24 protein-coding genes are annotated in these 21,233 nt (G+C 59.6%); 16 read left to right on the forward strand and 8 right to left on the reverse strand.

The features are described from left to right. The first annotated feature begins 44 nt into the window (after nucleotides 1–44). From ACR0J5_RS12070 to ACR0J5_RS12085, 4 genes are read left to right on the forward strand one after another with little or no spacing between them, the layout of a single operon-like run. Entirely contained in the window at nucleotides 45–1,172 is a 1,128-nt protein-coding gene (locus ACR0J5_RS12070; protein WP_480653637.1) for an ABC transporter ATP-binding protein, read from the forward strand. Next, nucleotides 1,172–2,062, forward strand: a complete 891-nt coding sequence (locus ACR0J5_RS12075; RefSeq protein ID WP_480653639.1) for an ABC transporter permease subunit — start codon at nucleotides 1,172–1,174, stop codon at nucleotides 2,060–2,062. The genes ACR0J5_RS12070 and ACR0J5_RS12075 overlap by 1 nt, the downstream gene beginning before the upstream one ends. Then, nucleotides 2,059–2,877: an ABC transporter permease gene (locus ACR0J5_RS12080; protein ID WP_480653641.1), complete on the forward strand. Its 819-nt coding sequence runs from the start codon at nucleotides 2,059–2,061 to the stop codon at nucleotides 2,875–2,877. The genes ACR0J5_RS12075 and ACR0J5_RS12080 overlap by 4 nt, the downstream gene beginning before the upstream one ends. Continuing rightward, nucleotides 2,874–4,175, forward strand: a complete 1,302-nt coding sequence (locus ACR0J5_RS12085) for an NAD(P)/FAD-dependent oxidoreductase (RefSeq protein WP_480653643.1) — start codon at nucleotides 2,874–2,876, stop codon at nucleotides 4,173–4,175. Before ACR0J5_RS12080 ends, ACR0J5_RS12085 begins: the two co-directional genes overlap by 4 nt. 3 nt (nucleotides 4,176–4,178) lie before the next feature. On the opposite strand, the gene ACR0J5_RS12090 is transcribed toward ACR0J5_RS12085, so the two are convergent. The 3 genes from ACR0J5_RS12090 to ACR0J5_RS12100 all read right to left on the reverse strand — a co-directional run bounded on the left by ACR0J5_RS12090 (nucleotide 4,179) and on the right by ACR0J5_RS12100 (nucleotide 6,971). Beyond that, nucleotides 4,179–5,012, reverse strand: coding sequence for a phosphotransferase family protein (locus tag ACR0J5_RS12090; RefSeq protein ID WP_480653645.1), 834 nt, complete (start codon nucleotides 5,010–5,012; stop codon nucleotides 4,179–4,181). An 85-nt stretch (nucleotides 5,013–5,097) separates the two neighbouring features. Further along, nucleotides 5,098–5,763, reverse strand: a complete 666-nt coding sequence (locus ACR0J5_RS12095) for a flagellar hook capping FlgD N-terminal domain-containing protein (RefSeq protein WP_480653647.1) — start codon at nucleotides 5,761–5,763, stop codon at nucleotides 5,098–5,100. 2 nt (nucleotides 5,764–5,765) lie between these two features. Further along, nucleotides 5,766–6,971, reverse strand: coding sequence for a flagellar hook-length control protein FliK (locus tag ACR0J5_RS12100; RefSeq protein ID WP_480653649.1), 1,206 nt, complete (start codon nucleotides 6,969–6,971; stop codon nucleotides 5,766–5,768). A 111-nt stretch (nucleotides 6,972–7,082) separates the two neighbouring features. Between ACR0J5_RS12100 and ACR0J5_RS12105 the strand changes: the two genes are divergently transcribed. From ACR0J5_RS12105 to ACR0J5_RS12130, 6 genes are all read left to right on the forward strand, one after another. Beyond that, complete coding sequence (locus ACR0J5_RS12105; protein WP_480653651.1) at nucleotides 7,083–7,364, forward strand: rod-binding protein; 282 nt, start codon at nucleotides 7,083–7,085, stop codon at nucleotides 7,362–7,364. Then, nucleotides 7,348–7,707 (forward strand): flagellar biosynthesis protein FlgN, encoded by a 360-nt coding sequence (locus ACR0J5_RS12110; protein WP_480653653.1) that lies wholly within the window; start codon nucleotides 7,348–7,350, stop codon nucleotides 7,705–7,707. Before ACR0J5_RS12105 ends, ACR0J5_RS12110 begins: the two co-directional genes overlap by 17 nt. A 210-nt stretch (nucleotides 7,708–7,917) precedes the next feature. Further along, complete coding sequence (locus tag ACR0J5_RS12115; protein ID WP_480653655.1) at nucleotides 7,918–9,165, forward strand: flagellin N-terminal helical domain-containing protein; 1,248 nt, start codon at nucleotides 7,918–7,920, stop codon at nucleotides 9,163–9,165. A gap of 77 nt (nucleotides 9,166–9,242) precedes the next feature. After that, nucleotides 9,243–9,617 carry a flagellar biosynthesis regulator FlaF gene (gene flaF / locus ACR0J5_RS12120; protein WP_480653657.1) on the forward strand — a complete coding sequence of 125 codons (375 nt, stop codon included), beginning with the start codon at nucleotides 9,243–9,245 and terminating at the stop codon, nucleotides 9,615–9,617. Then, nucleotides 9,617–10,018 (forward strand): flagellar biosynthesis repressor FlbT, encoded by a 402-nt coding sequence (gene flbT, locus ACR0J5_RS12125; RefSeq protein WP_480653659.1) that lies wholly within the window; start codon nucleotides 9,617–9,619, stop codon nucleotides 10,016–10,018. Before flaF ends, flbT begins: the two co-directional genes overlap by 1 nt. Next, on the forward strand, nucleotides 10,015–10,806 hold the full coding sequence (locus ACR0J5_RS12130) for a DUF1217 domain-containing protein (protein WP_480653661.1): 792 nt from the start codon (nucleotides 10,015–10,017) through the stop codon (nucleotides 10,804–10,806). The genes flbT and ACR0J5_RS12130 overlap by 4 nt, the downstream gene beginning before the upstream one ends. A gap of 41 nt (nucleotides 10,807–10,847) precedes the next feature. Here ACR0J5_RS12130 and ACR0J5_RS12135 read toward each other — a convergent pair whose 3' ends face one another. From ACR0J5_RS12135 to ACR0J5_RS12145, 3 genes are all read right to left on the reverse strand, one after another. After that, nucleotides 10,848–12,419: a DUF427 domain-containing protein gene (locus tag ACR0J5_RS12135; protein WP_480653663.1), complete on the reverse strand. Its 1,572-nt coding sequence runs from the start codon at nucleotides 12,417–12,419 to the stop codon at nucleotides 10,848–10,850. A gap of 105 nt (nucleotides 12,420–12,524) precedes the next feature. After that, nucleotides 12,525–13,226, reverse strand: a complete 702-nt coding sequence (locus ACR0J5_RS12140) for a winged helix-turn-helix domain-containing protein (RefSeq protein ID WP_480653665.1) — start codon at nucleotides 13,224–13,226, stop codon at nucleotides 12,525–12,527. Beyond that, nucleotides 13,198–13,485 (reverse strand): hypothetical protein, encoded by a 288-nt coding sequence (locus ACR0J5_RS12145; RefSeq protein WP_480653667.1) that lies wholly within the window; start codon nucleotides 13,483–13,485, stop codon nucleotides 13,198–13,200. Before ACR0J5_RS12145 ends, ACR0J5_RS12140 begins: the two co-directional genes overlap by 29 nt. 177 nt (nucleotides 13,486–13,662) lie before the next feature. Here ACR0J5_RS12145 and ACR0J5_RS12150 point away from each other — a divergent pair, with 177 nt between their 5' ends. The 4 genes from ACR0J5_RS12150 (at nucleotide 13,663) to ACR0J5_RS12165 (ending at nucleotide 17,626) form a co-directional block, all read left to right on the forward strand. Further along, nucleotides 13,663–14,151, forward strand: a complete 489-nt coding sequence (locus ACR0J5_RS12150; protein WP_480653669.1) for a hypothetical protein — start codon at nucleotides 13,663–13,665, stop codon at nucleotides 14,149–14,151. Nucleotides 14,152–14,263: 112 nt separating this feature from the next. Continuing rightward, nucleotides 14,264–14,881: a ribonuclease HII gene (locus ACR0J5_RS12155; protein ID WP_480653671.1), complete on the forward strand. Its 618-nt coding sequence runs from the start codon at nucleotides 14,264–14,266 to the stop codon at nucleotides 14,879–14,881. Between the two features lie 107 nt (nucleotides 14,882–14,988). Then, nucleotides 14,989–16,092: a DNA methyltransferase gene (locus ACR0J5_RS12160; RefSeq protein ID WP_480653673.1), complete on the forward strand. Its 1,104-nt coding sequence runs from the start codon at nucleotides 14,989–14,991 to the stop codon at nucleotides 16,090–16,092. Between the two features lie 145 nt (nucleotides 16,093–16,237). Continuing rightward, on the forward strand, nucleotides 16,238–17,626 hold the full coding sequence (locus ACR0J5_RS12165) for an adenylate/guanylate cyclase domain-containing protein (RefSeq protein WP_480653675.1): 1,389 nt from the start codon (nucleotides 16,238–16,240) through the stop codon (nucleotides 17,624–17,626). A gap of 78 nt (nucleotides 17,627–17,704) precedes the next feature. Here ACR0J5_RS12165 and ACR0J5_RS12170 read toward each other — a convergent pair whose 3' ends face one another. Both ACR0J5_RS12170 and mutY read right to left on the reverse strand, forming a co-directional pair. Beyond that, nucleotides 17,705–18,841: an alkane 1-monooxygenase gene (locus ACR0J5_RS12170; protein ID WP_480653677.1), complete on the reverse strand. Its 1,137-nt coding sequence runs from the start codon at nucleotides 18,839–18,841 to the stop codon at nucleotides 17,705–17,707. A gap of 68 nt (nucleotides 18,842–18,909) precedes the next feature. Continuing rightward, entirely contained in the window at nucleotides 18,910–19,962 is a 1,053-nt protein-coding gene (gene mutY / locus ACR0J5_RS12175; protein ID WP_480653679.1) for an A/G-specific adenine glycosylase, read from the reverse strand. 81 nt (nucleotides 19,963–20,043) lie between these two features. On the opposite strand from mutY, the gene ACR0J5_RS12180 reads away from it, so the two are divergent. Both ACR0J5_RS12180 and ACR0J5_RS12185 read left to right on the forward strand, forming a co-directional pair. Then, on the forward strand, nucleotides 20,044–20,550 hold the full coding sequence (locus ACR0J5_RS12180; protein WP_480653681.1) for a DUF721 domain-containing protein: 507 nt from the start codon (nucleotides 20,044–20,046) through the stop codon (nucleotides 20,548–20,550). 14 nt (nucleotides 20,551–20,564) lie between these two features. Further along, on the forward strand, nucleotides 20,565–21,227 hold the full coding sequence (locus tag ACR0J5_RS12185; RefSeq protein WP_480653683.1) for a DsbA family protein: 663 nt from the start codon (nucleotides 20,565–20,567) through the stop codon (nucleotides 21,225–21,227). The last annotated feature ends 6 nt before the right edge of the window (nucleotides 21,228–21,233 follow it).

Consider the following 21,233-nt stretch of genomic DNA (forward strand, 5'->3'; position numbering starts at 1 on the left):
GAACCGCCCTGCGTGCTATTCCAGACCGATGCACGGGGGCCGATTTGAACGCTGACGTTTTTGCGCCGTGGGAAGACCCGCAGGCGAAACCCTTGATCCAGTTCCGCAATGTCACCAAACGGTTTGGCGACTTTACGGCCATCGATAACCTGTCTCTGGACATTTTCGAGCGTGAGTTTTTCGCTCTGCTGGGGCCGTCGGGCTGCGGCAAGACCACCATGATGCGGATGCTGGCAGGGTTTGAGACACCCACCGAAGGACATATCATGCTGGGGGGTCAGGACATTGATCCAATCCCGCCGAACAAGCGGGCGGTGAACATGATGTTCCAGTCCTACGCGCTGTTTCCTCACTTAAGTATCTGGGAAAATATCGCCTTTGGCCTGCGCCGGGACAACATGCCCAAGCATGATCTTGAAGACCGGGTGGAAGAAATGCTGCGCCTCACCCGGCTGGAGCAATTCGCCCGCCGCAAACCGCATCAGATCTCGGGCGGACAACGCCAGCGGGTGGCTCTTGCCCGGTCTCTGGCCAAAGCGCCCAAGCTGTTGCTGCTGGACGAACCGCTGGGCGCGCTGGACAAGAAACTGCGGCAGGACACGCAGTTTGAACTGATGGATATTCAGGAAAAGACCGGCACCACCTTCGTGATCGTGACCCATGATCAGGAAGAGGCCATGACCGTCGCCAGCCGCGTGGCCGTGATGGATCAGGGCAAGCTGATGCAGGTGGCCACGCCGGATCGGATTTATGAGAATCCGAACTCGGTCTATGTGGCTGATTTCATTGGCGACGTGAATATCATCCAAGGTCGTGCCTCGGCCAATGGTGAGGATACCTATCAGATCGACTGGGCCGAAGGACAAGCGCCGCTGACCGCGACCTCGGCCAACGGGTTTGCGCAGGGGCAGTGGTGCCATCTGGCCATCCGCCCGGAAAAAGTGACGATCTCTGCCGACCGTCCCACGGATGCGATCAATGCGGTGCAGGGCAAGGTGCATGACATCGCCTATCTGGGCAACCTGTCCACTTATTACGTCGAGCTGCCGAACGGCACGATCATCAAGGCGCAGACGGCCAATACCCGCCGTATCTCGCGCCGGTCCTTTACATGGGAAGACCCGGTCTGGCTGTCCTGGACAGCCACCGCTGCGGTTCTGCTGGCCGACTGATGCGCCGCGCGGTTCTGATTGCCATCCCCTATGTCTGGCTGTTGGCGCTGTTTCTGGTGCCGTTTTTCATCGTCCTGAAAATCTCTCTGTCGGACACGGAACTGGCAATACCGCCCTATACACCCACGCTGGATCTGTCGCAGGGTTGGGCGGGTATCAAAGAGTTCTTCGGTCAGCTTGATCTGGAAAACTATGTCTGGCTGGCTGAGGATGATCTGTATTGGAAAGCCTACCTCTCCAGCGTCAAGATCGCGGTGATTTCCACGTTTTTCACGCTGCTGGTGGGTTATCCCATCGCCTATGGCATGGCCCGCGCACCTGCAGAATGGCGTCCGACGCTGATGATGTTGGTGATCCTGCCCTTCTGGACCTCGTTCCTGATCCGCGTTTATGCGTGGATGGGCATCCTGTCGAACGAAGGGTATCTGAACCAGTTCCTGCTGTGGACAGGGATTATCTCAACCCCGTTGACCATTCTGAATACACCCACGGCGGTCTATATCGGGATCATCTACACCTATCTGCCGTTTATGATCCTGCCGATCTATTCGGCGTTGGAACGCATGGACGAGTCGCTGATCGAAGCGGCCGAAGACCTTGGCTGTTCGCGCCTGCAGGCTTTTTGGCTGGTGACAATCCCGCTGTCGCGCCCCGGCATCATCGCGGGATGCTTCCTTGTGATGATCCCGGTGATTGGTGAGTTCGTGATCCCCTCGCTGCTGGGTGGCTCAGGCACGCTGATGATCGGTAAAGTGCTATGGGAGGAGTTCTTCTCGAACCGCGACTGGCCGGTGGCCAGCGCCGTGGCTGTGGTGCTGCTGCTGATCCTCGTGATCCCGATCGTGCTGTTCCAGCGCAACCAGCAGAAACAGACGGAGGCCGAGCGATGAACAGGCTAAGCTGGTTCAACACGGTGTCGCTGACGCTGGGGTTCGCGTTTCTCTACATCCCGATGGTCATCCTGATCCTGTATTCGTTTAACGAAAGCAAACTCGTCACCGTCTGGGCCGGGTTCTCGACCAAATGGTACGGCGAGTTGATGCAGAACGAAGGGTTTCTGGATGCGGCCTGGGTGACAATCCGTGTGGCCGTATTCTCATCGACATTGGCGACGATTCTGGGGACCGCTGCGGCCTATGTTCTGGTGCGGGGCGGGCGGTTCTTTGGCCGCACCCTGTTTTCCGGGATGATCTATGCGCCGCTGGTGATGCCCGAGGTGATCACCGGCCTGTCGCTGCTATTGCTGTTCATCGGAATCGGGCTGGACCGAGGCATTCTGACCATCGTTCTGGCCCATACGACCTTTTCGATGTGCTTTGTTTCGGTCGTCGTCTCGTCGCGTCTTGTGACTTTCGACAAGTCGCTGGAAGAGGCCGCGCTCGACCTTGGCTGCTCACCCGCGCAGGCGTTCCGGCTGGTGACCCTACCGATTATCGCGCCCGCCGTGATTTCGGGCTGGTTGCTGGCTTTTACCCTGTCTCTGGATGATCTGGTGATCGCGTCCTTTACCTCGGGGCCGTCGGCGACAACCTTGCCGATCAAGATTTTCTCGGCGGTCAGGTTGGGTGTCAGCCCTGAGATCAACGCCTTGTCCACCCTGATGATTGCGGTTGTGACGGTGGGCGTCATCACCGCATCCCTGGTGACCAAACGCGCAATGATGCGGCAAAAACAGGACGAAATGGCCGCCGCGCGCGCCGAATGAGACGGATTTTCCCTGACTATACCTATGGGGACGGGCCGCGCTCGGGTTGCTGGTGGGATGACACGGCAGACAGCCCGGACTGGCCTGTCCTGCATGGCGATCTGACCACAGATGTGGTGATTGTTGGGGGTGGGTTCACGGGGCTGGCCGCCGCTTTGCATCTGGTTGAATCCGGCGCGTCGGTTGCTGTGCTTGAGGCCGAGACACCGGGCTGGGGTGCATCTGGGCGCAATGGCGGGTTTTGCTGTCTGGGCGGTTCGAAACTAAGCCCCGCTGCGATGACCCGTCGGTTCGGGGACGAGGCAACCCGCCACTATGAACAGGCCGAGGAAGAGGCCGTGCACCTTGTCGCGGACTTGCTCTCGGCCCACGGGATCAAGGCGGATACGCATTCGAAGGGTGAGACGCAGCTGGCCCATACCCCACGCGCGATGGAGCGGCTGCGGCGTCAGGCCGGACCTGCGGGCACGCTTCACGAAGCGGGTGATTTGCCCGGTCTGGGCTTTGGGGCCGGGTTTTATGGCGGGTACACAAATCCGGTTGGCTTTGCTCTGAACCCCCGAAAATACCTGTTTGGTCTGGCCCATGCAGTGCAATCGCGCGGTGGCGGCCTGTTTCAGAAGACACCGGCGCAGTCTATCACCAAAAACCGCTCTGGGTTCGAGATTCAGACAGGATCGGGCGCGATCCGGGCGACCAATGTGCTGATCTGCACCAACGGATACTCCAGCGAGGATGTCCCTGATTGGATGTCCGGGCGCTACATGCCCACGCAATCCACGGTTCTTGTGACGCGCCCGATGTCACAAGATGAGTTGCAGGCGCAGGGCTGGACCACGGGACAGATGTCCTACGATACCCGCAACCTGCTGCATTATTTCCGCCTGATGCCCGACGGCAGATTTCTGTTTGGCACGCGTGGTGGTTTGCTATCCTCAGCCCGGGCCGAGGCCGCCATTCGGCGCAAAGCCCTAAAGGATTTCAGGCGCATGTTCCCGCATTGGGCAGGCGTTGAGGTCACGCATATGTGGTCAGGCATGGTGTGCCTGTCGCGCGCGCTGACGCCGTATGCCGGGCCCGTGCCCGATCAGCCGGGCCTGTTCGCGGGGTTTGCCTATCACGGGAACGGGGTGGCGATGGGCACCTATTGCGGGCGGGCGCTGGCCCGGATGGTCCTGGGTCAGGACGCGAACCTGCCCGAGCCGATCGCACAGCCGCCGGGGCGATTCCCGCTTGGCCGCTGGCGGCGCGCTTTGAAGCCGCCTGCCTATGCCGCGATGACATTTACGGATTTCTAGCGGTCAGAGCGTCGCAAGCTCCAACTCTAACCCCGCCGCGTAATCTGCAGCCCCGTTTTCGACGCGCCACAGGCAATAGGCGGCCATTCGCCACGCATACCATTGGCGCAAGGCGACGTACCGGGTCACGATCTGCGCATCGCCATAAGCGGACAGGAAGTGTTTCTCTTCCGTCTGGGTCAGGGCCTTGCCGCGATACACATGCTGCATTGCGGGTGACAGGAACAACGCAATATCCTCGCAGGGATCACCCTGCGCCGGGCATTGCCAGTCGATCAGGGTCAGTCCCGACGGGGCCGACAGGATGTTGCCGGGGACCGGATCGCCGTGGATCAAACAGGTGCGGTCGGTGGGCGGCACATCATCCTTCGGCCTAAGCTGTTCCAACCGTCCGCGTGTGTGCGTTGCGCATCGGTCAAGAATGCTATGCCCATGCGCAGCAAGATCCGCGCTGCCGTTGCACCCCGATGGGGCCTTCACGGAAACCGACAGGCCATGCAGCTTGCGCAGCAATTCCCCCACCGGCGCAGTCCCTTCACGCCAGGTCGATCCCGGAGCGTGATCGTAAAACACCCATTGGCCGGTTTCATGCTGCCCTGCTGCGCGCAAACGCGGCACGAATCCCGTGTGCTCCAGCGCCGTCAGGCATTGCGCCTCTAGCGCGGCGTCATTGCGAAACAGTGGATTGCGCAGGCCGGATCGGTACAGTTTCAAAACCTTGCCGCCGTTTTCCCCAACCACTTTCCATACCTGATTGGTGCGCCCGCCATACAGGGTCTGAAACTGCGTTTCCTGCGCAATCAATCTTCGGTCGCGCAGGTCTTCAACTAGGTCCACAGGAGGCGTCGGGTCAGGCAGAGGGATCACCGGTACAATAAGCGAGTCGCAGGTTGCACAGGTGTGGCCCGTCCTGCCGGGCAGATCAAGCTCCGGTTCGGACCGCTGTTACCAATGCCACGGGTACAACCTCGCCGCTTTCCAGGGTCAGCATCACCGTGTCATCGCCAACCTGCGCCTCAACCACCTGATTATAGCTTGAGACCGGTTGGCTCGATAGCAGCTCCTCTCCGTCATAGCTTTCGAGGCTGGCCGAATATGTGCCTGCGGGCAAAGGGCTGCCATCACCTGCGGTCCCGGCCCAGACAAATTCCGTTTGATCGATTGGGACGGAAATGCGTTCGATTTCGGTGCCTTTGCTGTCGCGGATCACCATGACAGCACCGTCAGCCGTCGGCGCAGCCTGGGCAAACAGATTCACAGGCTCACCGTCAAACCGAAACGGCGCAGTTGTTCGCACATCCATGCCAACCCAGTTGGCCAATTCTTCGAGTTTTATGCCGCCCAGTGACGCCACCAGCTCGACCAGCGATTCGTTGGTCTGAACTTGCTGCTCGACCATCGAGAACTGCGCCAATTGCGAGGCATATTCGCTGGAATCCATCGGCTCCAACGGGTCCTGATTCTGGGCCTGGGTCGTCATCAACAGCAGAAACGTGTCGAAATCTGAGGCTACAGTCGCAGCCTGTGATCGCGACGCTGTCTGCGCTGTTGTGCTGGCCTGCGTGGCTGATTGAGTGGGGTTAATCATGGTCAAAGCCTCATATCGATGCGCCCATCCGGGCCGATGCGTGGGTATGTGGGGGCCGTGTCGGTAAGCGGTTCGGCTTGCACGGCTGTGAATTCAGCCTCTTCACCGCTGTCCGATGCGTCTTGTTGTGTATCCGCCGAGGTGCCGAGGTCAAAGGACAGATCACCCAGCCCGAAATTCTTGAATTCGGCCTCGAGCACCGACAGATGGCGGCGCATCATGTCCAGAGTTTCTGGGCGTTCGGCGCTGATCGTCAGGTGCAAGCCGTCGTCCCGACCATTCAGAACGATTGAGACCCGCCCGAGCTCCTCAGGGTTCAGCGCAACTTCGATCGCGCCGGGCTGGGATCGCACGTTGACCGCGGTGGCCATCTGATTCGCAATGGCCCGCGCCGTTTCCGCGCGAGCGGTAGCTGTCATCGCCTGAATGCCGGGGGCCGTGTCGCGGGTTGCCGCAAGCGTCGGGGCCTCGCGCGCGGGCTGGATGTCATCAACCTCGGCCCCCTGTGTGGTATCTGCCTGAACGGTGACCGGGTCCGAGGCCAAAAGCTGTATCTGCGCAAAACTTGTTGCGCGTTCCGGCCCTTTTGGTGCTTGCGCCTTGGGGGCGATCGGTGTCTGGACCGGCGCCTCTGGTAGCGCCGCAGTAAACGAAGTGCGCGTCATGTCTTGTGGTCCGCCGCCCATCGGTTGCGGAGTCACAGGGTGCATCTTGGGCGGGATGGCCGTCTCTGGTTTTCGAGACTGGCGCTCAGCGCCCAGCATAAGTGCCGTAAACGCTGAGGAGACAAGCTGTTGTGCCGGATGCTCGGTTTGGGGCGCTGTCTCGGGGTTTGGGGCATCGGGCTGGGGTTGCTTTATCGCGGTCTCAGCCACTTGGGGAGACGAAGAAGCAGCCTCGGGCGGGGTAACTGAATCTGATTCCGGCGGCAGAACATCGACGGCAGGGCGGGCTTTATCGGGCTGTTGACCTTCAACCGGCACGGGCAGTTCGGTACCTTCGACCTCGGCTGTGGACCCCTCTAGCTCGGCAGCTTCATCAGGCGCTTGCACCAACAGATACGTCAATTCTGCTTCGCCCGAATCCGGGTTGGTTTCCTGATCCATGACCGATTGAAACGATGCAGCCTCGCCGGTTTTGGGGGGGGCAGCATCGGGTTTGGCGGTCGCGGTTGGTGAGGAGATCACCGCTGTAAGAGGGTTGGGCATTTTGCTCCGACTCCGGTTGTGTCGCCAGTAATCTGCCCGCAGGAAGTTACGTTTATTTTAACTGCTTTCGCCTTTGATCAAGAAAGTTCGATGCAAATTTCGGAGAACCCGATGAAGATTTCCACGCCCCTTCCCACCGCCCAACCTCCAACGATAAACCAAAAACTAAAGGCTGCCGCCGTCGAGTTGGAGGCAGCATTTCTTGCCGAAATGCTCAAGTCTTCGGGTCTGGGTAAAACCAGCGAGTCCTTTGGCGGCGGCGCGGGTGAGGATCAGTTCGCCTCGTTCCTTGTGCAGCATCAGGCGCGGGCGCTGGCCGAATCCGGCGGCGTCGGGCTGTCCGAAATTCTGTTTCAGTCCATGATGGAGAAAACCAATGCCGACGAAACCTGAAACCGATCTGATCACGTCTTTGGAAGAGGTGCTGGACCTTGAGAGGGCCGCGCTTGTCGATGGCGATCTGGATCGGTTGAATCACATGGCGCCGGAAAAGGAAAAGCTGATCGGTGCGATCAATGAGCTGCAGGTGCTGGACAGTGCCGAATTGATTCGCCTGCAACAAAAGGTCGAGCGGAATCAGGCGCTGTTGAACAGTGCGGCCGAAGGGATTCGCGCCGTGGCCAGCCGTATGGCCGAACTGCGCCGCGTGCGGCAGGAATTCAGCACCTACGGGGCGGATGGTCAGCGCAACGGATACACCATGCGCCATCATGCCAAGCTGGAGAAACGGGCTTAGCGATGGGTTTGATTCAAATCCTAAGTTTCTGATTGGGGCGCTTTAGCACTCCGTTAGGAGATCAGGGTCAAAGGTGGTCGGGCACCTGAAACAGCAGGTGGCGCGAACAGCCGGACGGCGGATCGCAGTGATCAGAAAGACGTTAAAGCCCGCAGATGGTGCGGGGTTAGCACGGGCGCAAAGGGCCCATACGTAAAAAAGGAAGAAGCTATGTCCAGCATTCTGACCAACAATGGCGCAATGGTTGCGCTGCAGACCCTGAAATCGGTCAACAAGAACCTGGCAATGACCCAGAACGCGATCTCGACCGGTAAGGACGTCGCAACTGCCAAAGACAACTCGGCCGTCTGGGCGATCTCGAAAGTGATGGAATCCGACGTCAAAGGCTTCAATGCGATCAAGGACAGCCTGGCGCTGGGTGAATCGACCGTTGCGGTGGCGCGGAACGCGTCGGAGACCGTGACCGATCTGCTGAACCAGATGAAAGGCAAGATCGTCGCGGCGCAAGAAGACAACGTGGACCGCGGCAAGATCAACGCAGACGTGAGCGCGCTGAAGGATCAGATCGAATCCGTCGTTGGTGCGGCGCAGTTCAACGGTCTGAATCTGGTCAACGGGTCCTCGGGTCCGGCATCGATTCTGTCGTCGCTGGATCGTGATGCCGGCGGTAATGTCTCGGCTTCATCGATCAGCGTTGCCGCGCAGGATCTGTCGGTGGGTGGCTACACGGCCAAGGGTGTTCTGGCGGGGTCGGATAACGTGACCACCGACAATGACACTGCCGGTTTCACCATGGATAAGACCGGTGGTACTGGTGACATCGTGATCGACAGCTCGACCGACAACTTCGAGGCGGGTGACAAGGTCTCGATTGCGGTGGGTGATCAGGTTGCGACCTACACCATCCAAGCCTCCGATCTGGATCCGTCGGGCACCTATGATGCGGCCTATACCGATGCCGTTGTTGCCGTGGGTCTGAAAAACAAGATCGACTCTCTGGGTGTCACCGGTGTCGCGATTGACTACGACTCGGGCGACCCTGGGCGTTTGACATTCGTGACCGGTACCGCAACTGCGGGCGCTGATGCGGATCGTGATGTGACCGTTGCGGCACAGTTCACCAACGCCGGTGCTGGTGGTCTTGGTGCCCTGGATTCGATCGACGTTTCCACGGATGCGGGTGCATTGGCTGCTTTGGGTACCATCGAAACGCTGATCGACACGGCCATTGATGCCTCAGCCGCCTTCGGCTCGGCGCAGGGTCGGATCGAGACGCAGAAAGAGTTCATCTCGAACCTGTCGGACTCGTTCAAATCCGGCATCGGCTCTTTGGTTGACGCCGACATGGAAGAGACCTCGGCCCGTCTGCAGGCCCTGCAGGTGCAGCAGCAGCTGGCGACACAGTCGCTGTCGATTGCCAACCAGGCACCGCAGTCGATCCTGTCTCTGTTCCGTTAATCTTTGGAACCTGGTCGGGGCGTGGAAACGCGCCCCGACACTGACCGGCAAAAGACGGCTTATTGGAAGGATTTCAAGTGACACCGCACTCTCTTGCACAGCGAGCCTATGCGCAGACCGCCGCGCCCACCCGCACCCCGCGCGACACCGAATACGAGGCAATCTCAAAGATCACGCATCGGCTCAAGGCCGCTGCCGCCCGACAAAAGACAGATTTTGGCGGATTCGTTCAGGCCCTGCACGAAAATCGCCGCCTTTGGAGTGTGCTGGCCAGTGGCGTCACCGATTCCGACAATGGATTGCCCAATGAGCTGCGGGCGCGGATTTTCTATCTGGCCGAGTTTACCGAACAGCACAGCAGTCAGGTTTTGGGCAATAAGGCCACTGTTGAACCATTGTTGGAGATCAACATGGCCGTTCTGCGGGGTCTTCGGCAGATGAGGGCCACCTGATGGGCGGGTTGGTTCTGAAACTGGCACCGAAAGAAAGGGTGCTGATCAACGGTGTTGTTGTCGAAAACGGGGACCGGCGCAGCCGGTTCTCTATCATGACGCCAGAGGCGAATGTTCTGCGTCTGCGGGATGCCATTCACCCTGATGAGGTGAACACCCCGGTCCGGCGCGTATGTTATGCGACGCAGCTTGTTCTGTCGGGCGATATGGCCCCCGAACAGGCCCGCCAGCAATTGCTGCGGCGGGTCGAAGAACTGAGCCAGGTCTTCACCGATGCGGACAGCCGCCGTGTTCTGTCCGAGGCGACCGAGGCACTGTTGGCCGAGCAGTATTACAAGTGTCTGAAATCCTTGCGCGCCCTGTTGCCGCGCGAAGAGCGTTTGATGGCGTATCAGCAATGACCTTTCAACCTGTCATCCCCACAGGCGGTATCGTCGGCTGGCGGTTTCTGCAGCGCACCTATGACGCGCAGCTGGACAGCTTTTCGTCCTCCTCCGTCAATGAGAGGGAGACGCAGTATTTTCTGGACAATATCGGTAAGGTTGAAACGGCCGAGGATCTGGTCTCGGACCGGCGACTGTTGCAGGTGGCACTGGGGGCTTTTGGGTTGGAGGAGGATATCAACAACCGCTATTTCATCCAGAAAATCCTGTCCGATGGCACCAGCGCCGAAGACGCCCTTTCGAACCGCTTGTCCGATGGGCGGTATCGGGAATTTGCCGAGGCTTTCGGTCTGGGCCCTGGTGAGATACGGAGGACAGGTCTTGTGACCTTCATGGAGGACATTGTCCGTAACAATGTCGTCTCGCGTTTTGAAGTGGCGGTGGGCCAATCTGATGAAACCATGCGGATTGCCCTTTACGCGCAGCATGCGCTTGCTGATCTGGCGTCAGAGAGCAGCAGCAAGGATACCAAGTGGTTTGATTTGATGGGCCTGCCACCGCTGCGCAACATGATGGAAACGGCGCTTGGGCTGCCATCGAGTTTTGCCCAGCTGGACCTCGACCGTCAGCTTGAGGTTTTCAAAGGCCGGCTTTCGGGGCTGACGGGATCGGATGATCTGGCGCAATTCACGGATGAAGACGCCGTGGCGCAGCTCACCGACCGCTTTCTGGCCCGCAGCCAGATCGCGCAGTTGCAAAGCACGATGTCACCTGCGCAAACGGCCCTGATCTTGCTGGGCGGCTAGGACCGGGCTGCACAATACAGTCCCAGAGGGTCAGGAGACCGTCACGCGTCCAGAACTGCGTCCGCGGCTGTACGTAGCGCAAAGGATGTCACCGGCTGGGACACGTTGTGCAGTTTGACCTCGCCCAGCGGAACCGCATTTGCGCAGGCGGGCTGAATATCGGCTGACACAACGATCCGGTGGCCGAGCTTTTTGCCATATTCGCCAAGCCGCGCTGCCACGTTCGCCGCCTGCCCGATAACGGTGAAATCCAGCCGCTCTCGCGACCCTATATTGCCATAGGTCACACGCCCATAGGCGACGCCGATCGAGCAATCGCAATGGGTGTCAGACCCGGATTGGCGCAGCTCACCCAGTTTTTCGACGATTTCGGTTGCGGATTTCTGGGCGTTGCCACGCGCCGCATCCGGGTCGTCGCCTGCGGGGAACACGGCCAATACCGCGTCTCCGATGAACTTCAGCACTTCGCCGCCATTGTCATGCACAATACCCGACACGGTTTCGAAGAAATCGTTCAGCAGGTTGATATAGGCGGCGCGGCCAAGGCGTTCTTCCAGACTGGTTGAGTTGCGCAGGTCGCAGAACATGATGGCGGCGTCGATCTCATCGCCATCGCCACGCCGTATCTCACCCCCCAACACCCGCGCGCCCGAGCGTTTGCCGACATAGGTCTCTAGCAGCACCTGCGCATTCTCGCGCTGCATGAAGACCTCATAGTACCGGGCAATCACGGCAGAACATTCAAACACCAGCCCAAGATTTTCGGTGGTAAAGCCATCGGGGTGGTCGCAGGTCAGGGTCAGAACATTGGTTCGCCCGTCCGAGAACGGCAGCGGCATGGCAACATAGTCGGTGGCCCCTTTGGCGCGCAAATCCTCCATGATCGGAAAGCTGTTATGCGGGTTTTCGTCGTTCAGCCGCTGACGCACGCCGCCCAACCCGTTCGACACATGGCGCAGGGGACTGTTGATATAGGCTGGGTGGTCATGGATTTCATAGGTGGGCACGTTGGTCGAAATCTCTGCCTCACCCTTTTCCCAGATGTAGTGTTTGCCCGCGATCAGGGGATGCAGCGACCATGCCAGAATACTGAGGCGCTGAATCGCGAGACCATGGTCCAGCATCTTTTCGGCCAGCGCCTTGGTGAATGCCTCGGGCGTCTGGTTTTCAGATGCGCCGCGCATCAGCCAGTCGATCAGAGGGCCGCTGATATTGCCGTCTTCGGGCTCGTGCAGTTGATTTTCACCCAGATCGATCCGCGTATAAGCATCGGGCATGAAACCGATATGGCCCTGAATGCTGGTGCTTTCGGGCAGGGCGTCCTCATAGGCCCAAACGGAATTCGCAAGACGCTGCCCCGCGACGACGATGTCGTGATAGGTCGCTGTGCCTTTGAACGGGCAAAAGGTCTGAAGCTCGGTCTCTTCGCCCAGGTCGATGCACACATCCTGGCGCGGAATATAGACCGTGGCGGGCAGCCGGGTCTCATACATGACTTTGGCGTTGTGGCTTTCGGCCAGCAGGATGTCATCCCGGTAGATCGCAATCCGGCCGCTCAGGTCCTGAACCGAGATGCCATAGCCTTTGGTCTTTGGGGTGGTGTGGATGTTCATCATCAGACTCCCTGACGCGAGTCCTTATAGGATGGGCCTTTCCGCACCGCTTTCCAAGGGGGTCGGGCTGGTTTTGCCACACAGGCCCTGTGCGCGGTGGCAGGTTCAGACCATCTGGATCACATCTTTTTCGATGGACAGCATATAGCCCTTTTTGGCGATATTCTTGACCAACAGCTCACTGACCATCTGATTGCCCAAGGCATCCCGCAGTCGCTTGATGCGGGTGGCACCGGCGGCCTCATCGCAATCGGCAGCGTCCCGGCCCGAGATCACGGATTCGATCTGGGCACCGGACAGGACCTCATCATCCAACCGGGATTCGGCCAGCACCGACAGGGTTTCCATCGCGGCGGGGGTCAGTTTGAAATCCATGTTGTTGAGGTAGACGGTGTTTTCCTCGCGGCTGATCAGCAGGGATGTGACCTGAATCCCATTGCGTTCGATCTGCGCCATGCGGCGGTTCAAAAACACCAGCATCACCAGAAACACCAGGGCCGAGATCAGCATTGCGCTGGCAAAGACCAGCAGCACAAAGATCACCATACGGTAGCTGGACAGCGTATCGGCAAAGGCGGTGCCGGACTGGGCCAGAATCTCCAACAAGCGGATTTCGGTTTGCGAGGTCAGGTCGCTTTCGATGAACAACCGTTCGACCCGGGCGTTAAAGGCGTTGGCGTCGGGCAGGGTCCAGAACAGGAACACCGCCGCCGTTACCAGAATCAAAACGATCGCCGCGATGCCCACGCCAACCAGCCTGACACCCGACCGGCGGGCCTCAGTAACGGAGATAGAATTGTCCGGCATTGGCCTTCCTCTTATCCAACCCTTCCGGTCCGAAAACGGACATGATGTTCAGCAGGGTCCAGCCCGACCTTTGCAGGCGCTGGGCGACTTCGCGTTTTGCCTGCCCTTTGTCACAGGCTGACACCTGCATGACACCGTAATGCAGGCGCAGCGGGTTGTCCTGTTTTGCCTTGTAATCAGCATAGCAATCGGCCGCCGCAGCAGCAGAGCCAAGCGATAGCAGGGCAATCAGGACCAGAGAAGAGAGGATCTGTTTCATAGGCCGCATCCTGCGCATGGGTTGGCGGGATATTCAATAACCTAAGGGGGTTCGGGGACCTGATATCGAATAACATCCCCGCGTTATTGCTTGTCTGAAGGGCGCAGGCCCAGTGTCGGGTCATCGAGCACACGGCCCGTCACCCGGGCCTTCCAAGACGACTGAAGGACACACACCATGCATAAGAAATTCATCGCCCTGATCATAGCTTCGGCTGTTGCCATCACCGGAGTGTCCGCGTCGCAGGCGCGGGCCGCAGATGCCGAGGACATTATCGGTGGTCTTGCGGCGCTGGCGCTGTTGGGCGTCGCGGTCAAGCACTTTAACGACGAGCGCAAACAGAACACCGTGACGCACAACTACAACCACGTCTATCAGCTGCCCAAGCAGCCAGCCTACACCAAGCCCAAGCCGAAACCGCATCATGTGCGCCCGCTGCCCAAACATGTGGCCCGCTATAACCTGCCGCAGCGCTGCCTGCGGACCTTCAAGGCTTATTCACACAACAAACGCCTGTTGGGGCAGACTTGTCTGAAAAATCACTACAAATACGCCAAAAGCCTGCCGCACCAGTGCAAGGTGAAGTTCTGGAATGGCAAAAAGACCAAGCGGGCATATCACCCCGGCTGTCTGCGCCAGAACGGTTACCGGATCAGTTACAAGTAACGTGTTTCGAGCAGGAGCGGCGCCACAGAAGCGCCGCGCAGAGAGGGGGTGGCGCAAGCTGCCCTCTCTTTTTTGGCTTGCGATGCTGTGTGAAACGCTGTTTTCCGGGGGTATGACGCAACCGGATTACGAAATTGAAAAGGCCGCCCATGCGCAGGGCTATCTGCGCATCGCGGGCGTGGACGAGGTCGGGCGCGGGCCATTGGCCGGGCCCGTTGTGGCCGCTGCGGTGGTTCTGAACCCGGCAGACATCCCCGAAGGGCTGAATGATTCCAAGAAACTGACGGCTAAGCGCCGTGCCACGCTTGAGACCGCCCTGCGCGAATGTGCCGAAGTTGCAATTGCCGAGGCATCGGTGGCTGAAATCGACGAACACAACATCTTGCGCGCCTCGCATCTGGCGATGGAACGCGCGGTGGCGGCGTTGGACCCACCGCCCGACTATCTGCTGATTGATGGAAACCTGATTCCGCGCGGGCTGACGATCCCGGCACAAGCGGTGGTGAAAGGCGACGCGCATTCGGTGTCGATTGCGGCAGCCTCGATCGTTGCGAAAAACTGGCGCGATCAACTGATGGTGGATTTGGCGCAACAGCATCCGGGCTACGGGTGGGAGACAAATGCAGGTTATCCGTCAAAACAACACAGGGATGCGCTGCGAAATCTTGGTGTAACCCCACACCATAGACGTTCGTTCAAACCGGTCCACAATATCTTGTATCAAGAGTAAATTGTAAGTCGCTGATTCAAAAAAGAAATTGACGACGATTCGTCTTTGACTCATCCTTGTCTCAACCAAATGAGCGCAAAAGCGCCGTGGACACTTGAGGCAGTGATATGACTACGACCACCAAAAAGGGCGCAAAAGCGCTCCCTTTAAACACGATTCTATCCGGGGACTGCATCGATGTGATGAACAGTCTGCCCGAGGCGTCGGTTGACCTGATCTTTGCAGATCCCCCCTATAACCTTCAGTTGAAAGGCCAGTTGCATCGGCCGGACAACTCTCAGGTGGATGCAGTTGACGATCACTGGGACCAGTTTTCGAGCTTTGGGGCCTATGATCAATTCACCCGCGACTGGCTGAAGGCGGCGCATCGGTTGCTCAAGCCCAATGGCGCGATCTGGGTGATCGGATCTTATCACAATATCTTCCGCGTGGGTTCGGCCCTGCAGGATGCCGGGTACTGGATTCTGAACGATGTCGTTTGGCGCAAGTCGAACCCGATGCCGAATTTCCGCGGCAAACGCTTCACCAATGCGCATGAGACGATGATCTGGGCGTCCAAGCGGGAAGGCGCGAAATACACGTTCAACTACGAGGCGCTGAAGGCGCTGAACGAAGGTGTGCAGATGCGCAGCGATTGGGTACTGCCGATCTGCACCGGGCATGAACGTCTCAAGGATGAAAACGGCGACAAGGCCCATCCGACGCAAAAACCGGAATCACTGTTGCACCGCGTTCTGGTCGGTTCGACCAATCCCGGCGATGTGATTTTGGACCCGTTCTTTGGGACCGGCACGACCGGTGCGGTGGCCAAGATGCTGGGGCGCGAATTCATCGGCATCGAGCGCGAGGAAAGCTATCGCAAAGTGGCCGAAAAGCGCATCTCCAAGGTCCGAAAATTCGACCGCGAGGCGCTGGAGGTCAGCGCCAGCAAACGCGCCGAGCCGCGCGTGCCCTTTGGCCAGTTGGTCGAACGCGGCATGCTGCGCCCGGGCGAAGAGCTTTACTCCATGAACCAGCGCCACAAGGCCAAGGTGCGCGCCGATGGCACGCTGGTCGGCGACAACGTCAAGGGCTCGATCCACCAAGTGGGCGCGCATCTGGAAAACGCGCCGTCATGCAACGGTTGGACCTACTGGTGCTTTAAGCGCGACGGCAAAACGGTGCCGATTGACGTGCTGCGTCAGCAGATCCGCGCGGAGCTGCACAACTGATTTCACGAATACCGCCGGTGCCTGTGGCCTGACACAAGGCACTACGCCTTGCCCCGCCGTTCTCGGCGGGGTCTTTTGTTTTCTTCACATTCTTGTTTCTGTATGAGTTCCTTAAAGCCCGCAGCGCAGCGAGGGAGCCTCAGCAATGTCGGATACCACAGTCGGCGAGTCCCGTTTTGGTCGGTTTTTTGTAACCCAGCCCGAAACATACGATCTGGACAACAAATACACCGAGGCCGCTTTGGAACGGCACAAGCGCGAAGGGTTGGAGCTGGCCGTCCGAGCCCGCTGGATTGCGATGGGGCTGACCGGGGTGTTGCTGGTCTTTCTCAACCCTGCTTGGGACGTGATGTGGTATCATTTCATCCTGCTTTTGATCTGCGCGAATGGCTGGCTGATCCGGCGGGCGGGTCGTGTTGGGCAGTCTCGGGTCGAGCTGCTGCTGATTTTCGTCGATCTGCTGATCATGACCCTGGGTATGATCGTTCCGAACCCGTTCAGTGATGATGTGCGCCCGCTGGCGATGCAGTACCGGTTCGACAACTTTCAGTATTTCTTCATCATTCTGGCTGCGGGGACACTGGCCTATTCCTGGCGCACGGTGATTGCGCTTGGATCCTGGACCGCAGGCATATGGACGGCGGGATGGATCATCGCGTGGTGGGTGGCGACCCCGATGCCCGACCTCAGCGAACGGGTGGCCGGGGCTTTGGCCGGGTTCCCTGATGTGGCCGAGTTGCTGGACCCCAACAGCTTTGATCCATCGCTGCGCATACAGCAGGTGATTGTCTTCATGATGGTTGCGGTGACTTTGGGCGTGTCGATGCGGCGGCTCAACCGGTTGCTGATGACCAATGCGGGGTTGGAGAGGGAGCGGGCGAACCTGTCGCGGTATTTCTCACCCAATGTGGTCGAGGAGCTGAGCCAGAATGACGAGCCGCTCAAGCAGGTGCGCAAAGAGAATATCGCCGTGCTGTTTGTCGATATCGTCGGGTTCACAAAATACGCTGCCGGGCGCGATCCCTATGAGGTGATCGAGGTTTTGCGGGGGTTTCATGCACGGATGGAAACCGAAGTATTTCGCCACCACGGGACGCTGGACAAGTATCTGGGCGATGGGTTGATGGCGACCTTTGGAACGCCGGTTCCCACACCTTTGGATGCCAGTAACGCATTGGCCTGCGCCCGTGCGATGGTCGAGGTGATGAACCGTTGGAACACCGAGCGCCGTCGGGCAGGCGAGCCCGAGATACATGTGGGGATCGGGGTGCACTACGGGGCCGTTGTTCTGGGTGACATCGGAGCCAACCGATTGGAGTTTGCAGTGATCGGGGATGCGGTGAACGTGGCCGCCAAGTTAGAGGCGCTGACCCGCGAGTTGCAGGCCCGGGTGGTGATCAGTGACGCGGTGCGGGACCAGTTGCGAAACGAAGGCAACAGCGCGCCGGAACTGATGACAGGCTTTGACAGGCGCGCAAACTATGCCGTTCGGGGGGTCGTCGCGCCGATGGACGTGTGGGAACTGAAGGGTTAGGGGCTCCCGCCCGTTGCCCCTGCATCAAAGATGCAAGGCCACCCGTTGGGCCCGGCAGCGCGCTGGCGCGCGCTGCGGTCAGGCCCGTGGGTGCGGGTTTTCTGCGCGATTATAGAGCGTCCAATCTGTAACCTCGGGGTAGTATTGGCGCCGCCAGGCGCGGACGCGGGGGTTCATGACGCGCCGCCACAGCGGTGGGATCATGGCCGCGACGGTCATCACCGGGTAGCCATAGGGCAGTTGTGGGGCTGCGTCTTCGGAATGGTGTTGCAGCAGGGGAAAGCGGCGGTTGGGCTTGTAATGGTGGTCGGAATGGCGCTGCAGGTTGATCAGCAGCCAGTTCGACGCTTTTTGCGAGGCATTCCACGAATGGCGCGGCTGGATGTGTTCGTATTTTCCGTCGCCCAGATGTTTGCGGGTCAGGCCGTAATGTTCGACATAGTTGACCAGTTCGAGCTGCCAGATGGCCGTGCCCGCCTGAATCAGGAACAGGGCGAGGCCGGGCAGTCCTCCGATCAGCAGCGCCAGAGCCAGCATCGCGCCTTGCAGCGCCCAGTAGCGCCAGAACGGGTTTGCTGCGTCTGTCCAGGGGCGATCTTTGCGGGCGAGTTTTTCGCGTTCGGCCCGGAAGGCCGAGGTCAGGCAGGCGATCAGGACGCGTGGGTAAAAACGGTGGAACCCTTCGTTATAGCGCGCGGTCACCGGATCGCGCGGCGTTCCGACATAGCGGTGATGGACCAGCAGGTGCTCGGACCGGAAATGCGAATAAAGCACCATCGCCAGAAGGATATCCCCCAGCCAGCGTTCGAACCGGCCTTTCTGGTGCATCAGCTCGTGGCTGTAATTGATGCCGATCGTGCCCGAGATCACACCCATGCCAAAAAACAGCCCGATCTTGGCCGGTGTGGACAGATGGTCGGTATGGGTGGCGTACCAGATCAGCCCATAGAGGGTGAGGAACTGCACCGGCACCCATAGTTTGGTCAGCAGAATGTACCAGCGCAGGACCGTGTCGGGCGTGTCGGGGTCAGCGTTACCCAGTTCCAGCCCGGTCAGCCGGTCCAGCACAGCAAAGGCCCACCAGGTCGACAGAGGGACCAGCAAGACCCACCAGCCGCCCGCGACCGCCGCGAACCAGATCAGAGGGATCAGCAGGAATGAGACCCAGAACGGCAGGGCCGATTGCCAGCGGGACAAAGTGGCTGATGCGATCATTCTTGACCTCCGAACACCTGGGGTGAGCCTAGCCCCAGCCTGATATATAGTACAATGGTGACCGGGCGTTACGGATTGCGCCAGAGGTCATGGGCCTTGCGCATCACGGTCGGCAGGTCGCTGGGTCGAAAATCATGTTTGCCGATCAGGATCAGACCGTCTGGGATTGGTTCCGACAGGGTGGCCGACCAGACGCGCAGGATCAAATGAAAATGGGTGAAGGTATGGCGCACCTCGCCCGCAAGCATTTGCCACTGCGCTGCAAAAGGTGGGGCCTCGGCGGGGTTTTCCGACCAGTCTGAGCCGGGCCAGCCCAGCATACCGCCCAGCAGGCCCTTGTCGGGGCGGCGTTCAAGCAACAGGGCGCCATCGGCGTCTTGAGCGATGTAGATATGGCCGTAGCGCGTGGGTTTGGGCTTTTTCGGGGTTTTGCGCGGCAGGTCAGGCTGCGTGCCGGCAACACGGGCCTGACACGGGTCGCGCAGCGGGCAGATGCCACAGGCCGGGGATTTCGGTGTGCAAATCGTCGCGCCCAGATCCATCACCGCCTGCGCATAATCGCCGGGGCGCGTGTCGGGCGTCAACGCGCTTGCCTTGTCCTTTAGCAGGGGTTTTGAGCCGGGCAGCGGGTCGTGGATGTCGTAAAGGCGCGCCATGACGCGTTCGACATTGCCGTCCAGAACGGTTTCAGGCCGGTCAAAGGCAATGGCCGAAATGGCGGCAGCGGTATAGGGGCCGATGCCGGGCAACTTCAGCAAGGCGTCATAAGTGTCGGGGAATTTGCCACCATGGTCCTGCGCAACCACGCGGGCGCATTTCAACAGGTTGCGGGCGCGGGCGTAATAGCCCAGCCCGGCCCACTCTCCCATGACCTGGTCATCGGGGGCCGCTGCCAGCGCCTCAACCGTCGGCCAACGCGTTGTAAAGCGGGTGAAATAGTCACGAACGGCGGCCACGGTTGTCTGTTGCAGCATCACCTCGGACAGCCATACGCGATAGGGGTCCGGCACGACGCCCGCCGCCCGATCCGCCGGGCCAACACGCCACGGCATCTCGCGGGCGTGGCGATCGTACCAGTCCAGCAGGGCAAGGCTCAGGTCAAAGTCACCGGTGTCACGCAATTTTTAACTATCTCCCTGTCGGGTTTCGCTGGCGCCTGTAGCTGTGCCCTTTACAATAGCGGCGCAGGAGTTGGAAACCAGATGCAGCGCAGACGTTCTTCGACCCGCGGGTTCAAACGCACCGCGACATTGCTGAACGGCCAGATTCGGCGGGCCGGTGAAAGCCGGGGCTTTGCCGTATCGCGCCTGCTGACCCATTGGGCCGAGATCGTCGGTCAGGATCTGGCCGCCATCGCGCGCCCGGTCAAGGTAGGCTATGGCCGCGAAGGAATGGGGGCGACGCTGACGGTGCTGACGACAGGCCCGCAGGCCCCGATGCTGGAAATGCAAAAGGAATCCCTGCGCGGCAAGGTGAATGCGGTTTACGGCTATAACGCCATCAGCCGGGTGCGCATCACTCAGACCGCTCCGACCGGATTTGCCGAGGGGCAGGCCAGTTTCGATCACAAGCCGAAATCGATCAAACCCAGGATCGACCCAGAAATTGCCGCCGAGGCCGACCGGGCCGCAGGTGACGTTCACGACAATGATCTGCGTGCAGCCCTTGAACGTCTGGGCCGTAACGTTTTATCCAAGCAAAAACGCTGAGAAAGGGCTGAGAGATGAGCCGTATTGCAACCGGAATCTGCGCGGCTGTTGCCGTGGCCGCAGGCGGCTATTGGCTGTCGCTGTCGAATTCCACCACTTCCTATCCGCTGATCAGCAGCGCCGAGGCACAAGAGGCCGAGCTGGACACCTCGACCATTGTCGAGATGACGCTGGGGGCCGAGGACGCACCGGTCGAGATCATCGAGTACGCCTCGTACACCTGCCCGCATTGCGCGAATTTCCACAATGGCGCGTTCAAGCAGCTGAAAGAGGATTTCATCGACACCGGCAAGGTCAAATTCATCTACCGTGAGGTGTATTTTGACCGCTATGGCCTGTGGGCCTCGATGGTGGCGCGGTGTGACGGCCCTGAAAAGTTCTTTGGCATCTCGGATCTGATCTATGAAGGCCAGTCCGAATGGACGCGCGCGGGTGGCCCGGCCGAGATCGTCGACGAATTGCGCAAGATCGGGCGTCTGGCCGGGATCGACAATGATCAGCTTGAGGCCTGTCTGCAGGACGGTACCAACGCGCAGACGCTGGTCGCGTGGTATCAGGAAAATGCCGAACGTGATGGCGTGCAGGCCACACCGTCCTTTGTTGTGAACGGCAAGAAGGTCGACAACCAGTCGTATTCTGAATTCAAACAGCTGATCGAAGACGAACTGGGCAGCTAAGTACCT

The sequence above is a fragment of the Ruegeria sp. BE1 genome, from assembly GCF_056538885.1.

Coding starts and splice junctions, on each gene's coding strand:
- ACR0J5_RS12075 (WP_480653639.1), top strand. CDS start 1,172: ATGCGCCGCGCGGTTCTGATTGCCATCCCCTATGTCTGGCTGTTGGCG.
- ACR0J5_RS12080 (WP_480653641.1), top strand. CDS start 2,059: ATGAACAGGCTAAGCTGGTTCAACACGGTGTCGCTGACGCTGGGGTTC.
- ACR0J5_RS12085 (WP_480653643.1), top strand. CDS start 2,874: ATGAGACGGATTTTCCCTGACTATACCTATGGGGACGGGCCGCGCTCG.
- ACR0J5_RS12095 (WP_480653647.1), bottom strand. CDS start 5,763: ATGATTAACCCCACTCAATCAGCCACGCAGGCCAGCACAACAGCGCAG.
- ACR0J5_RS12100 (WP_480653649.1), bottom strand. CDS start 6,971: ATGCCCAACCCTCTTACAGCGGTGATCTCCTCACCAACCGCGACCGCC.
- ACR0J5_RS12105 (WP_480653651.1), top strand. CDS start 7,083: ATGAAGATTTCCACGCCCCTTCCCACCGCCCAACCTCCAACGATAAAC.
- ACR0J5_RS12110 (WP_480653653.1), top strand. CDS start 7,348: ATGCCGACGAAACCTGAAACCGATCTGATCACGTCTTTGGAAGAGGTG.
- ACR0J5_RS12115 (WP_480653655.1), top strand. CDS start 7,918: ATGTCCAGCATTCTGACCAACAATGGCGCAATGGTTGCGCTGCAGACC.
- flbT (WP_480653659.1), top strand. CDS start 9,617: ATGGGCGGGTTGGTTCTGAAACTGGCACCGAAAGAAAGGGTGCTGATC.
- ACR0J5_RS12130 (WP_480653661.1), top strand. CDS start 10,015: ATGACCTTTCAACCTGTCATCCCCACAGGCGGTATCGTCGGCTGGCGG.
- ACR0J5_RS12135 (WP_480653663.1), bottom strand. CDS start 12,419: ATGAACATCCACACCACCCCAAAGACCAAAGGCTATGGCATCTCGGTT.
- ACR0J5_RS12140 (WP_480653665.1), bottom strand. CDS start 13,226: ATGCCGGACAATTCTATCTCCGTTACTGAGGCCCGCCGGTCGGGTGTC.
- ACR0J5_RS12145 (WP_480653667.1), bottom strand. CDS start 13,485: ATGAAACAGATCCTCTCTTCTCTGGTCCTGATTGCCCTGCTATCGCTT.
- ACR0J5_RS12150 (WP_480653669.1), top strand. CDS start 13,663: ATGCATAAGAAATTCATCGCCCTGATCATAGCTTCGGCTGTTGCCATC.
- ACR0J5_RS12155 (WP_480653671.1), top strand. CDS start 14,264: ATGACGCAACCGGATTACGAAATTGAAAAGGCCGCCCATGCGCAGGGC.
- ACR0J5_RS12160 (WP_480653673.1), top strand. CDS start 14,989: ATGACTACGACCACCAAAAAGGGCGCAAAAGCGCTCCCTTTAAACACG.
- ACR0J5_RS12165 (WP_480653675.1), top strand. CDS start 16,238: ATGTCGGATACCACAGTCGGCGAGTCCCGTTTTGGTCGGTTTTTTGTA.
- ACR0J5_RS12170 (WP_480653677.1), bottom strand. CDS start 18,841: ATGATCGCATCAGCCACTTTGTCCCGCTGGCAATCGGCCCTGCCGTTC.
- ACR0J5_RS12180 (WP_480653681.1), top strand. CDS start 20,044: ATGCAGCGCAGACGTTCTTCGACCCGCGGGTTCAAACGCACCGCGACA.
- ACR0J5_RS12185 (WP_480653683.1), top strand. CDS start 20,565: ATGAGCCGTATTGCAACCGGAATCTGCGCGGCTGTTGCCGTGGCCGCA.